Below are 11963 nucleotides of genomic sequence, written 5' to 3'. Positions count from 1 at the left end.
GGCTGGGCGGCCGCCGCCGTCGTCACCGCGGCCATCACCACGCCCGGGCTGGCGGCGACGCCCGCGGGCGCCGTGGCGGTCCCGCACGGCCAGCACGGCCAGTCCGGCCAGCACGGCCAGTCGGGCCCGCACGCCACCGTTCCCGCATCCCCCGCTCCCGCACCGCCCGCCGGCCACCCGGGCCACTGAGCCCGTCCCGGGCCAGGACCGTCACGACGGGGATGCGCGAAGGGCCCCGGCAGCGCTGCTGCCGGGGCCCTTCGTCACGATGACGTCAGGACGTCACGCGTCCTCGCCGTCCTCGGCCGTGAGGTTGCGCGTCTTGTTCTGGTCGAGCGGGATGCTCGGGCCCATCGTCGTCGAGACGAACGCCTTGGTGATGTACCGACCCTTCGACGACGCCGGCTTGAGACGCAGGACCTCGTCGAGCGCGGCGGCGTAGTTCTCCACCAGCGCGACGTCGGAGAACGACGTCTTGCCGATGATGAAGTGCAGGTTCGAGTGCTTGTCGACGCGGAACTCGATCTTGCCGCCCTTGATGTCGGACACGGCCTTCGCCACGTCCATCGTCACGGTGCCCGTCTTGGGGTTCGGCATGAGGCCACGGGGACCCAGCACCTTGCCCAGGCGGCCGACCTTGCCCATGAGGTCGGGCGTCGCGACGGCGGAGTCGAAGTCGGTGTAGCCGGCGGCCACCTTCTCGATCAGCTCGTCGCCACCGACCTCGTCCGCACCCGCGGCACGCGCCTGCTCGGCACGCTCACCCGTCGCGAACACGAGGACACGAGCGGTCTTGCCCGTGCCGTGGGGCAGGTTGACGGTGCCACGGACCATCTGGTCCGCCTTGCGCGGGTCGACACCGAGGCGGAACGCCACCTCGACGGTCGCGTCGTACTTCGTGGTCGACGTCTTCTGCGCCAGCCGGACCGCCTCGAGGGGGGCGTACAGACGCTCCCGGTCGATCGTCTCGGCGGCGGTGCGGTACGCCTTGCTGTGCTTGGCCATCTGCTTCTCTCCTCGCAGTCGTGGTCGTCGGGCCGCACGCGGCCCTGCCACTGGTGTCGTGCGGCGACCGGTCGGTCACCGCACGTGGTGCTGGTGGGTCAGCCCTCGACCCGGATGCCCATGGAGCGGGCGGTGCCGGCGACGATCTTGGCCGCGGCCTCGACGTCGTTCGCGTTGAGGTCGACCAGCTTGGTCTCGGCGATCTCACGGACCTGCGCCTGCGTCAGGGTCGCGACCTTGACCGTGTGCGGCGTGGGCGAGCCCTTCGCGACGCCCGCAGCCTTCTTGATCAGCTCGGCGGCCGGCGGCGTCTTGGTGATGAAGGTGAAGCTGCGGTCCTCGTAGACGGTGATCTCGACGGGGACGACGTCGCCGCGCTGCGCCTCGGTGGCCGCGTTGTACGCCTTGCAGAACTCCATGATGTTCACGCCGTGCTGACCCAGGGCGGGGCCGATCGGCGGGGCCGGCGTCGCGGCGCCGGCCTTGATCTGCAGCTTGATGAGGCCGGAGACCTTCTTCTTGGGGGGCATGATGCCTTCCGTTCGTCTTCGTGGGCCGACGCCGTGGGCGATGACCCGGTTGCAGTGCCGTCCGACGACGCCGGACGGCTCGCTGACCGCTCGGTCAGATCTTGGCGACCTGGTTGAACGACAGCTCGACCGGGGTCTCCCGGCCGAAGATGGAGACGAGCACCTTGAGCTTCTGCGCCTCCGCGTTGATCTCGGAGATCGTCGCGGGCAGCGTGTCGAAGGGGCCGTCCGTGACGGTGACCGACTCGCCGACCGTGAAGTCGACCGCGATCGTGGGCGCCGCGGCGGCGGCGCGGGTCTTCTCGGTCACCGGCGCGAGCGACGGCGCGAGCATCGAGAAGACCTCGTCGAGCGTGAGCGGCACCGGCTGGTGCGTGTGGCCGACGAAGCCCGTGACGCCCGGCGTGTGCCGGACGGCGCCCCACGACTCGTCGGTGAGGTCCATGCGGACGAGGACGTACCCCGGGATCCGGACGCGGCGCACGACCTTGCGCTGCGCGTTCTTGATCTCGGTGACCTCCTCCATGGGGACCTCCACCTGGTGGATGTAGTCCTCCATGTTGAGGCTCTGGATGCGGTTCTCCAGGTTCGCCTTCACGCGGTTCTCGTAGCCCGCGTAGGAGTGGATGACGAACCAGTCGCCCGGCTGACGCCGCAGCTCGGCCTTGAAGGCCGCGACCGGGTCCTCGTCCTCAACGTCCTCGTCGTCGGCCACGACCTCGTCGGTCAGGCCGTCGTCGGTCACGGCGTCGTCGGCCGCGACCTCGTCGGTCACGACGTCGTCCTCGTCCTCGGCGGCGGGGCCGGCGTCGGCGCCCTCGTCCGCGGACAGGGCGAGCTCGTCACCGTCGGGCGCGTCGACCACGGCGGTCTCGTCCTGCTCGGTCGGCTCCAGCGACTCCTGCGACACGGGGTGAACCTGCTTTCTGCTGACTGTCGTGCTGAACGTGCTGACGGTCGTGCGGTCGTGCTGCGGTCACGCGTCGGACGGCCCTGCGGCGCCGCCGCGGGACGTGCCCGCGGCTGCCGGCTCTCGCCTCAGCCGCCGAAGACCCAGGCGACCAGCGTGCCGACACCCAGGTCGACGAGCGTCACGAACGCCATCACGACGACGACGAACACGAGGACGACCGCGGTGTACCGCAGCAGGTCCGCCCGCGTGGGGCGCACCACCTTCTTGAGCTCGGCGACGACCTGACGGACGAAGAGCGCGATGCGTGCGAACAGACCGCGACGCTCCTCCTCCCGACCCCGCGAGGGGCGCGAGCTGCTGCCGCCGGTGCTCTCGGCACCCGACGCCGCGGCGCGTGCGGATTCGCTCACAGTCAGTTCCCTACGTCTCGTCCCCCGGTGGGCCCCGGGGACCCTGGGGGCCACGGCCGGATGACGGCCGCCGATTCACGCAGGGCAGGCGGGACTCGAACCCACAACCGCCGGTTTTGGAGACCGGTGCGCTACCAATTGCGCCACTGCCCTTCGTCCGGTGACCGCCGCCGTGCCCGACCTCCGGACCGCGTCCTGGTCCTCGCGGACCGTTCACGGGCACAGAGCATCATGGCGGGCGTCAACCACCAGCGGTCGAGTGTACGTGGTCCGACGTGATGGGTCGAACCGCCTCCTCGGCACCCGCCGCGGACCCGTCCGCCGCGCCTCGGACGCCCGCCCGGACACGGAGCCGCTCTGCCACTATGGGCGCGTGAGCCAGACGCCCGCCGCCCCGTCCAGTTCCAGCCCGACCAGCGCCCGCCGGGTCTCCACCCGCGTCGCGGCGATCGCGGAGTCCGCGACGCTCGCCGTCGACGCGAAGGCCAAGGCGCTCAAGGCCGCCGGCCGGCCCGTCATCGGCTTCGGCGCCGGCGAGCCGGACTTCCCGACGCCCGGCTACATCGTCGAGGCCGCGGTGGCCGCGTGCTCGGTCCCGGCCAACCACCGCTACACCCCCGCCGCGGGCCTGCCCGACCTCCGCGAGGCCATCGCCGCCAAGACGCTGCGCGACTCGGGCTACGAGGTGTCGCCCAACCAGGTCCTCGTGACCAACGGCGGCAAGCAGGCCGTCTACCAGGCGTTCGCCACGGTCGTGGACGACGGCGACGAGGTGCTGCTGCCGGCGCCCTACTGGACGACCTACCCCGAGGCGATCCGCCTCGCGGGCGGCGTGCCGGTCGAGGTCTTCGCGAGCGAGGAGCAGGACTACCTCGTGACCGTCGAGCAGCTCGAGGCGGCCCGGACCGAGCGCACGAAGGCCCTGCTCTTCTGCTCGCCGTCGAACCCCACGGGCGCGGTGTACTCCCCCGAGCAGACGGAGGAGATCGGGCGCTGGGCGCTCGAGCACGGCATCTGGGTGATCACCGACGAGATCTACGAGCACCTGCTGTACGACGACGCGGCGTTCACGCCGGTCGTGCGTGCGGTGCCCGAGCTGGCGGACACGACGATCGTGCTCAACGGCGTCGCGAAGACCTACGCGATGACGGGCTGGCGCGTGGGCTGGATGATCTCGCCGCTCGACGTCACGAAGGCCGCGACGAACCTCCAGTCGCACCTGTCCTCGAACGTCGCGAACGTCTCCCAGCGCGCGGCGATCGCCGCGCTCACGGGCGACCTCTCGGCGGTCGACGAGATGCGCACGGCGTTCGACCGCCGCCGCCGCACGATGGTCGAGATGCTGTCGGCGATCGACGGCGTCGTGTGCCCCACGCCGAAGGGCGCGTTCTACGCCTACCCCAGCGTGCGGGGCGTGCTCGGCCGGACCATCCGGGGCGTGACCCCGACGACGTCCGCCGAGCTCGCGACGCTGATCCTGGAGCAGGCCGAGGTCGCCGTCGTGCCGGGCGAGGCCTTCGGGCCGAGCGGCTACGTGCGCCTCTCCTACGCGCTGGGCGACGACGACCTGGCCGAGGGCGTCGGTCGCATCCAGCGGCTGCTCGCCGAGGCGGAGTAGGCACGGGGTCCACCGACCGGTGGACCCCGGCGACCACCGGGCGGGGCTGATGCCCGCGACCGTGCGCGCGGGACGCTCGTGGCATGAACACGACACCTGCGGTCCTCGTCCGGGACCTGCACAAGCACTACGGCGCGAAGCGCGCCGTCGACGGGCTGGACCTCACGGTCCACCCCGGCGAGATCTTCGCCGTGCTCGGGCCCAACGGAGCCGGCAAGACCACGACCATCGAGATCCTCGAGGGCTACCGCGACCGTGACCGCGGCGAGGTCGCGGTGCTCGGCGTGGACCCGCAGCGCGCCGACCGCCGTTGGCGGAGCCGGATCGGCATCGTCCTGCAGAGCGCCGACGACCAGGCCGAGCTCACGGTGCGCGAGCTCGTGCACCACGTCGCGCTGTACTACCCGCGTCCGCGCGACCCGGAGCAGCTCATCGACGCGGTCGGGCTCTCGGCCAAGGCCTCCACGCGCGTGCGGCAGCTCTCCGGCGGCCAGCGGCGTCGGCTCGACGTCGCCCTCGGCATCGTCGGCCGGCCCGAGCTCCTCTTCCTCGACGAGCCGACGACGGGCTTCGACCCGGAGGCGCGGCGGTCGTTCTGGGAGCTGCTCCTCGGCCTGCGGGACGAGGGCACCACGATCCTGCTCACCACCCACTACCTCGACGAGGCGGAGCACCTGGCCGACCGCGTCGCCGTCGTGCGCGACGGCCGGGTCGTGGCGCTCGACGCGCCGGCCGCGCTCGGTGGCCGCGCGACCCACGAGGCGCTCGTGCGGTGGCAGGAGGACGGCGTGACGCGCGAGCGTCGGACGCCGACGCCGACCGCGCTGGTCGGCGAGCTCGCACGTCGCTTCGCACCGGACGAGGTGCCGGGGCTCGCCGTCCTGCGACCCACGCTCGAGGACGTCTACCTCGAGATGGTCGGCGAGGCCCCCCGCGCCTCGGCCGGCGACACCACCGTCAGCACCCCCCTCGAGGAGGCCGTGCGATGAGCACCGTCACGTCCGCCGTACCGTCCCCCGTGCCGGCACCCCACCACGACCGCCTGCCCCCGACCCTGAGGCTCGCGGTCGCACGGGCCGGCATCGAGCTCAAGCAGTTCTTCCGCGAGCGTGACGCGGTCGTCTTCATCTTCGCCTACCCGATCATCATGATGGCGATCTTCGCGACCGTCTTCGACACCGAGGTGCAGTCCGACGGCACGGTCGCCGTGCCCTTCGCGCAGTACTTCCTGCCGGGCATCCTCGCGACGGGGATCATGCTGACGAGCTTCCAGACGATGGCGATCGACCTGGCCGTGCAGCGCGACACCGGAGCCCTCAAGCGGCTGCGCGGCACGCCCCTGCCCGTGACCGCCTTCTTCCTCGGCAAGGTCGGCCAGGTCCTCGTCAACACCGGCGTGCAGGTCGCGCTGCTGCTCGCGCTGGCGTTCATCGCCTACGACGTGCCGGTCCCCGACGCGGCGGGCTGGCTGACCTTCGCGTGGGTGCTCGTCCTGGGCACGGCCACCGGCACGGTGTGCGGCGTCGCCTTCTCGTCCGTACCGCGCACGGGCAGGTCGGCGAGCGCCGTCGTGACCCCGGTGGTGCTGGTGCTGCAGTTCATCTCGGGAGTGTTCTTCGCGTTCTTCGCCCTGCCGTCGTGGATGCAGACCGTGGCCTCCCTGTTCCCGCTCAAGTGGATGGCGCAGGGCATGCGGTCGGTCTTCCTGCCCGACGCCGCCAAGGCGCTCGAGCCCGCAGGGTCCTGGGAGCTCGGCACGACGGCTGCCATCCTGGGCGCATGGCTCATCGCAGGGCTCCTCGTCGGCACCCGCACCTTCCGGTGGCGCAGGCGTGACGACGGCTGAGGCGCCCGACGGGCCGTCCCGCACCACCGGTGCGGGACGGTCGCCGTCCGCCGAGCGCTCGGCGTTCTGGCTCCGGACGCTCCGCGGCTGGGACATCGCCTTCTACGTGATGATGGCGATCGGCGCCCTCGCCGTGCTGCTCGAGTCCCGCGGCGTCGCCGACGGGACGCGGTGGGCGCTGCTGCTCATGGCGGTGCTCGTCGTCGCCTACACGCTGATCGCGCGCCGGGCGGCCCGGACCGGGAGCCGCGGTCTCGCGCTCGTCTACCTCGCGGTGCTCATCGCGCTCGCCACCGGCATCGTCCTGCTCGACACGGTCGGCACGATCCTGCTGTTCATCGCCTACAGCCAGATCTGGTTCTTCGCGGACTCGCGCCGGCTCGGCGTGCTGCTCTCCCTGGTCCTCACCGTCGGCGTCTTCGGGGCGCTCGTCGTGGCGGTCGGCCCCGACCGCGCCGACCTGCCGAGCGCGATCACGCAGGGGGCGATCGCCCTGGCCTTCGCCGTCCTCCTCGGGCTGTGGATCACGAACGTCGCCGAGCAGAGCGAGGAGCGCGCGGCGCTCATCGAGCAGCTCGAGGCGGCGCAGGCGGAGCTCGGCCGGTCGCAGCACGCCGCGGGCGTCACGGCCGAGCGCGAGCGGATGGCGCGCGAGATCCACGACACCCTCGCCCAGGGGTTCACGAGCGTGATCATGCTCGCGCAGACGGCGTCGTCCGACCTGCGGCGCGGGCGTCCCGACCAGGCGGCCGAGCGCCTGCAGCTCGTCGAGCGCACCGCGCGCGACAACCTGGCCGAGGCGCGCGCGCTCGTCGCCGCGTTCTCGCCGGTCGGGCTCGAGGGCTCGACCCTCGCGGAGGCGCTCGCACGGCTCGCGAGCCGCTTCACGCAGGAGACCGGCGTGCGCGTCGAGGTCGTCCTGCGCCACGCCGCCGCGACACCGAGCCGCGACCAGGAGGTGATCCTGCTGCGCGCCGCGCAGGAGGCGCTCGCCAACGTGCGCCGGCACGCGCACGCCCGGCACGTCCAGCTCGTCCTCGGCGCGGAGCCGGGTGCCGGGCGCGAGGGAGGCGCGGTGGTGAACCTGGAGGTGGTCGACGACGGCCGCGGCATCGACCCGGGGGCGACCGAGGGCTTCGGCCTGCGCGGCATGCGCGAGCGCGTGACGTCGGGCGGTGGGGAGGTCGCGGTGAGCCCGCGCGCCGAGGGCGGCACGCGGGTCCGGGTGACCCTGCCGGCCGACGACGTCGCGCCCGACGTCGGCGGGGCGGGCGGCGCCGGCGGCGCGGGGGTGCCCGCATGAGCGCGGGACCGGACGCCGTCCGCGTCCTCGTCGCCGACGACCACCCCGTCGTGCGGGCCGGCATCGTCGGCCTGCTGGGCGGCGAGCCGGACCTCGACGTCGTGGGCGAGGCGGGCGACGGCGAGCAGGCCGTGACCCTCGCGGACGAGCTCACGCCCGACGTCGTGCTCATGGACCTGCGCATGCCGGGGCTCGACGGCACCGGCGCCACCCAGCGGATCCTCGCGGCGCACCCCGAGGTCCGGGTGGTGGTGCTGACGACGTACGAGACCGACGCGGACATCCTGCGCGCTGTCGAGGCCGGGGCCACCGGCTACCTGCTCAAGGACACGCCCCGCGACGACCTCGTGGCGGCCGTCCGGGCGGCGGCGCGCGGCGAGACGGTGCTCGCGCCGTCGGTCGCCCGCCGGCTCGTGACGCAGGTGCGCCGCCCGGACGAGCGGCTCACCCCGCGCGAGCTCGAGGTGCTCGCCGGGGTCGCGCGCGGCGGCAGCAACGCGCAGATCGGCGCCGAGCTCTTCATCGCGGAGGCCACCGTCAAGACGCACCTGCTCCGGGTCTTCGCCAAGCTCGGCGTCGACGACCGGACGCGCGCCGTCACCGTCGCGCTCGAGCGCGGCATCCTGCGCCAGCCCTGAGCCGCTCTCATCCCCGTCTCATCCGGCGCCGCGATACTGGCTGCCATGGCTCGTCCCGTGGTGCTCGCGAGCGTGCTCGCCGTCGTGCTCGTCGCGGGGACCGGCGCGGCGGTCGCCCTCACGCGGGCCCCCGCCGCCGAGGAGCTGGGCGACGCCGTGGTGGTCACGCCGCCGACCGCCCCCGGTCCGCTCACGCCCACGCCGGTGCCCACCCCGTCCGAGGACGACGGCGACGACGGGCCCGACGAGGACGAGCAGGACGACGAGAGCCCCGCGCCCCCGGTCGAGGGTCCGGCGCCGTCCCCCGGCGACGACGGCACCGACGACGGGACCGACCGCGAGGACGCGGACCACGCCGACGACGGGTCCGACAACCCTGGTGAGGACTGACGCGTGCGGCGACCGGCGCGCGCACGCGCCCACGACGACACCGCCCCGAGGCGAGGGCTCACCGTCCGCGCACGGGTCCTCGCGGCGGTCCTCGGCCTCGCGGCGGCCGGCATGACGGTGGCCGGCGGCACGGCCTACCTCCTGCAGCGGGACCGCGTCGACGAGCTCGTCGACGAGACGCTCGCCCAGGAGGTCGCAGAGCTCCGGACGCTCGCGGCCGAGGGCGTCGACCCCTCGACCGGCGCTCCCTTCACCGAGGTGAGCCGCCTGCTGTACGTCGCGATCCAGCGCGCCGTCCCCTCGCGCGACGAGGGGCTCGTCGCGGTGGTCGACGGCGAGGTCGCCTGGGTCTCGTCGGCCTCGGTGCCCGTGCGCCCCGAGCGCCTGCCGGCGCTCGTGGCCTCGGCGGTCGCCGCGCAGGACGACGCGTCGGTCCGTCTGCGCACGCTCGGGACCGCGACGACGTCGTACCGGTACGCGACGGCCCCGGTGCGCGTGGCCGGCGACCCCGCCGAGGGTGTGCTCCTGATCGCCGTCGACCGCGGGGCGCAGCACGCCGAGCTCACCCGCACCTACCGGACGTACGCCCTCGTCGCGCTCGGCTCCCTGGTCGTGCTGGCCGTCGTGGGGTGGGTCGTGGCCGGGCGCCTGCTCGCGCCGATCCGCGCGCTGCGGGACACGGCGCAGCGCATCAGCGACACCGACCTCTCGGGCCGGATCCCCGTGACCGGCGACGACGACCTCTCCGACCTCGCACGGACCGCGAACGCGATGCTCGACCGCCTCGAGCTCGCGTTCACGTCGCAGCGCCGGCTGCTCGACGACGCGGGGCACGAGCTCCGCACGCCGCTGACCATCGTCCGCGGGCACCTCGAGGTGATGGACCCCGCCGATCCCGGGGAGGTCGCGGAGACCCGGACGCTCGTGCTCGACGAGGTCGACCGGATGCACCTGCTCGTCGACGACCTCGTCACGCTCGCGACCGCGGACCGACCCGACTTCGTGCAGCTCGCACCGGTCGACGTCGGGCGCCTCACGGACGACCTGCTCGACAAGGCGCGCGGCCTCGGCCGGCTGGAGTGGCGCGTGGACGCCCGGGCCGACGTCGTCGCGCTCGTCGACGAGCGGCGGCTCACCCAGGCGGTGCTGCAGCTCGCGGCCAACGCGACCAAGTTCGCGCCCGCGGGGAGCACGGCGAGGCTCGCGACGCGCGTGGTCGCCGGGGGCGCCGGGGCCGCGGGTCCCCGCAGGGACACGCTGCGCGTGACGGTCGCCGACGAGGGGCCCGGCGTCCCCGAGGCGGACCGCGAGCGCGTCTTCGAGCGGTTCGCGCGCGGCGTCGCGGGCCGTGGGGTCGAGGGCTCGGGGCTCGGCCTGCCCATCGTCGCCGCCATCGCGGCCGCGCACGGCGGCACCGTCGCGGTCGGGCCGACGCGCCCCGGCGCCGAACCGCCGGGAGCCACCTTCGTCCTCGACCTCCCGCTGCGCCCGGGCCCGACCACGACCGACGAGGAGGACCGATGAGCCAGATCCTCATCGCCGAGGACGAGGAGCGCATCGCCTCCTTCATCGCCAAGGGGCTGCGCGCCGCGGGTCACGCGCCGCTCGTGGTCGGCACCGGGCGCGAGGCGTACGACCACGCCCTGAGCGGCGACGTGGACCTGCTCGTGCTGGACCTCGGCCTGCCCGACCAGGACGGCTTCACCGTGCTGAGGCGGCTGCGCGAGGCGCGCAGCACGCTGCCCGTGATCATCCTCACCGCCCGCAGCTCGGTCACGGACACGGTCGCAGGGCTCGAGGGCGGCGCCGACGACTACATGGCCAAGCCGTTCCGGTTCGAGGAGCTGCTGGCCCGCATCCGGCTGCGGCTGCGGACCGAGGCACCGGCGGGCGACGGGTCCGTGCTCGCGCACGGCGACCTGCGCCTCGACCTCCGGACGCGACGCGCGCACGTGGGTGACCGCGCGGTGGACCTCTCGGCACGCGAGTTCGCGCTCGCCGAGGCGTTCTGGCGCAACCCGGGCCAGGTCCTCAGCCGCGAGCAGCTGCTGTCGCGCGTCTGGGGGTACGACTTCGACCCCGGGTCCAACGTCGTGGACGTCTACGTGCGCTACCTGCGCAAGAAGCTCGGCCCGGACGTCATCGAGACGGTGCGGGGCATGGGCTACCGGCTCGCGGAGCGCTGAGCCGGTGCACCCGCGGCGAAGGGTCCGTCGCGCCGAGCGCGACGGACCCTTCGCCGGGGTGGCGGCGTCGAGGCGACGCCGCTCGGGGCTCAGTCCGCGGACGGAGCGCTGGGCGGGGTCGGAGCCGTCTGCGGCGTCTGAGGGCTCTGCGGGCTGGGCGGCGTCATGGGCGACGCGGGCGTGACGGCCGAGGGCGAGGTCTGGGCGGACGCCGTCGTGACGGACGTGATGCCGCTGCCGGACGTGATGCTCGTCGGCGACACGCTCGACGACGAGCTCGCGCTCGGCGAGGCGCTGGGTGAGGAGCTCGGCGAGGAGCTCGGTGAGGAGCTGGGCGACGACGACGGCTCCGGGGTCGCGGTCGACGACCGCGACGTCAGGGACGCGCCCGCCGGTGCGGTGACGCGCTCGCCCAGCTCGCTCGGCGCGGGCGAGTCGAACGGACCCACGCCGGCCGCGGCGCTGGCGCCGAGGCCCAGGGCCCCCAGGGCTCCGGTGACGATGACGACGGTGCGCTTGTTCATGTGTCCTCCTGGATGGTGTCCTGCGTGGTCGTGCCCTGCGTGGTCGTGTCCTGCGTGATCGTGGTCTGAGCCTCGTCGCCGTTCGTGAGAGGACGAGGACGCGGGGATGAGAGGTCTCTCAGGCGGGCCTCGGCGAGCCAGGTCCCGGCGACGTCGAGGCGGCGCGAGGCGCCGTCCTCCGCCTCCGGGCCGCCGCCCGTCGAGCCCGCGACGAGGCTGAGCACCACGGCCCCGGCCCGCGCGCGCAGGGCGACGGGGTCGACGTCCAGCGCCGCACCGGCGTCGTCGACGGCCGCGAGCCAGCGCCGCAGCGCGCCGGGCACGTGCCGGTAGGTCCCGGGCGCGAGCGCCGGGAGCACGCTGAGGTGCGCGAGGAGGCACGCGAGGTCGTCGACGCGGTGCCCGGGGCCGAGCGCGTCGACGTCGAGCAGCCCGACGAGCGCGCCGTCGTCCACCAGCAGGTTCGCCTCGTGCAGGTCGCCGTGGGTCGCGACGACGGGTCCCGCGTCGGTGCGCGCGAGGACCTCCGCGAGCGCGTCGCGCAGGCGCGCGATCTCGGCGGCGCGCGCCGGCACGGCGACCGCGGCGGCGGACGCGTGG

At 74.1% G+C, this 11963-nt stretch carries 14 protein-coding genes, 1 tRNA gene and 1 pseudogene; 10 read left to right on the top strand and 6 right to left on the bottom strand.

What is annotated here, in order from left to right:
• Positions 1 to 189: pseudogene (locus tag ICW40_RS09905) on the top strand (hypothetical protein); the annotation flags it as partial.
• A gap of 93 nt (positions 190 to 282) precedes the next feature.
• Here the strand turns inward: ICW40_RS09905 and rplA are convergent.
• From rplA to ICW40_RS09880, 5 genes are all read right to left on the bottom strand, one after another.
• The gene (gene rplA, locus ICW40_RS09900) at positions 283 to 1005 is read right to left on the bottom strand and encodes a 50S ribosomal protein L1 (protein ID WP_221653658.1); all 723 of its coding nucleotides are present in this window, start codon (positions 1003 to 1005) and stop codon (positions 283 to 285) included.
• A 98-nt stretch (positions 1006 to 1103) separates the two neighbouring features.
• Complete coding sequence (gene rplK, locus ICW40_RS09895) at positions 1104 to 1535, bottom strand: 50S ribosomal protein L11 (RefSeq protein ID WP_221653657.1); 432 nt, start codon at positions 1533 to 1535, stop codon at positions 1104 to 1106.
• A gap of 94 nt (positions 1536 to 1629) precedes the next feature.
• Positions 1630 to 2445 (bottom strand): transcription termination/antitermination protein NusG, encoded by an 816-nt coding sequence (gene nusG / locus ICW40_RS09890; protein ID WP_221653656.1) that lies wholly within the window; start codon positions 2443 to 2445, stop codon positions 1630 to 1632.
• A gap of 128 nt (positions 2446 to 2573) precedes the next feature.
• The gene (gene secE / locus ICW40_RS09885; protein WP_221653655.1) at positions 2574 to 2858 is read right to left on the bottom strand and encodes a preprotein translocase subunit SecE; all 285 of its coding nucleotides are present in this window, start codon (positions 2856 to 2858) and stop codon (positions 2574 to 2576) included.
• 80 nt (positions 2859 to 2938) lie between these two features.
• Positions 2939 to 3011: transfer RNA gene (locus ICW40_RS09880), tRNA-Trp, on the bottom strand.
• Between the two features lie 220 nt (positions 3012 to 3231).
• Here ICW40_RS09880 and ICW40_RS09875 point away from each other — a divergent pair.
• From ICW40_RS09875 to ICW40_RS09835, 9 genes are all read left to right on the top strand, one after another.
• A complete protein-coding gene (locus ICW40_RS09875) occupies positions 3232 to 4476 on the top strand; it encodes a pyridoxal phosphate-dependent aminotransferase (RefSeq protein ID WP_221653654.1) in 1245 nt (414 codons plus the stop codon).
• An 83-nt stretch (positions 4477 to 4559) separates the two neighbouring features.
• Positions 4560 to 5465, top strand: a complete 906-nt coding sequence (locus ICW40_RS09870) for an ABC transporter ATP-binding protein (RefSeq protein WP_221653653.1) — start codon at positions 4560 to 4562, stop codon at positions 5463 to 5465.
• Positions 5462 to 6322, top strand: coding sequence for an ABC transporter permease (locus ICW40_RS09865; RefSeq protein ID WP_221653652.1), 861 nt, complete (start codon positions 5462 to 5464; stop codon positions 6320 to 6322). Before ICW40_RS09870 ends, ICW40_RS09865 begins: the two co-directional genes overlap by 4 nt.
• On the top strand, positions 6309 to 7625 hold the full coding sequence (locus tag ICW40_RS21525) for a sensor histidine kinase (protein WP_221653651.1): 1317 nt from the start codon (positions 6309 to 6311) through the stop codon (positions 7623 to 7625). The genes ICW40_RS09865 and ICW40_RS21525 overlap by 14 nt, the downstream gene beginning before the upstream one ends.
• Positions 7622 to 8263, top strand: coding sequence for a response regulator (locus ICW40_RS09855; RefSeq protein ID WP_221653650.1), 642 nt, complete (start codon positions 7622 to 7624; stop codon positions 8261 to 8263). The genes ICW40_RS21525 and ICW40_RS09855 overlap by 4 nt, the downstream gene beginning before the upstream one ends.
• Positions 8264 to 8308: 45 nt before the next feature.
• Positions 8309 to 8653 (top strand): hypothetical protein, encoded by a 345-nt coding sequence (locus ICW40_RS09850; RefSeq protein ID WP_221653649.1) that lies wholly within the window; start codon positions 8309 to 8311, stop codon positions 8651 to 8653.
• Between the two features lie 3 nt (positions 8654 to 8656).
• Complete coding sequence (locus ICW40_RS09845) at positions 8657 to 10177, top strand: sensor histidine kinase (protein ID WP_308121731.1); 1521 nt, start codon at positions 8657 to 8659, stop codon at positions 10175 to 10177.
• Positions 10174 to 10839, top strand: coding sequence for a response regulator transcription factor (locus ICW40_RS09840; RefSeq protein WP_221653648.1), 666 nt, complete (start codon positions 10174 to 10176; stop codon positions 10837 to 10839). The genes ICW40_RS09845 and ICW40_RS09840 overlap by 4 nt, the downstream gene beginning before the upstream one ends.
• 165 nt (positions 10840 to 11004) lie before the next feature.
• Positions 11005 to 11421, top strand: a complete 417-nt coding sequence (locus tag ICW40_RS09835; RefSeq protein ID WP_221653647.1) for a hypothetical protein — start codon at positions 11005 to 11007, stop codon at positions 11419 to 11421.
• Here ICW40_RS09835 and ICW40_RS09830 read toward each other — a convergent pair.
• Positions 11360 to 11963 (bottom strand): phosphotransferase (locus ICW40_RS09830; protein WP_221653646.1); only part of this gene is annotated, 604 nt, incomplete at its 5' end. The two genes, ICW40_RS09835 and ICW40_RS09830, sit on opposite strands and share 62 nt — an antisense overlap.

Source organism: Actinotalea ferrariae, from assembly GCF_019733465.1.
Taxonomy (GTDB): domain Bacteria; phylum Actinomycetota; class Actinomycetes; order Actinomycetales; family Cellulomonadaceae; genus Actinotalea; species Actinotalea ferrariae_A.
Note: the sequence above shows the minus strand (reverse complement) of the source record. Positions and strands in the feature narration are given on the sequence as shown.

Coding starts and splice junctions, on each gene's coding strand:
- rplK (WP_221653657.1), bottom strand. CDS start 1,535: ATGCCCCCCAAGAAGAAGGTCTCCGGCCTCATCAAGCTGCAGATCAAG.
- rplA (WP_221653658.1), bottom strand. CDS start 1,005: ATGGCCAAGCACAGCAAGGCGTACCGCACCGCCGCCGAGACGATCGAC.
- ICW40_RS09865 (WP_221653652.1), top strand. CDS start 5,462: ATGAGCACCGTCACGTCCGCCGTACCGTCCCCCGTGCCGGCACCCCAC.
- ICW40_RS09855 (WP_221653650.1), top strand. CDS start 7,622: ATGAGCGCGGGACCGGACGCCGTCCGCGTCCTCGTCGCCGACGACCAC.
- ICW40_RS09840 (WP_221653648.1), top strand. CDS start 10,174: ATGAGCCAGATCCTCATCGCCGAGGACGAGGAGCGCATCGCCTCCTTC.
- ICW40_RS09870 (WP_221653653.1), top strand. CDS start 4,560: ATGAACACGACACCTGCGGTCCTCGTCCGGGACCTGCACAAGCACTAC.
- ICW40_RS09850 (WP_221653649.1), top strand. CDS start 8,309: ATGGCTCGTCCCGTGGTGCTCGCGAGCGTGCTCGCCGTCGTGCTCGTC.
- ICW40_RS09835 (WP_221653647.1), top strand. CDS start 11,005: ATGGGCGACGCGGGCGTGACGGCCGAGGGCGAGGTCTGGGCGGACGCC.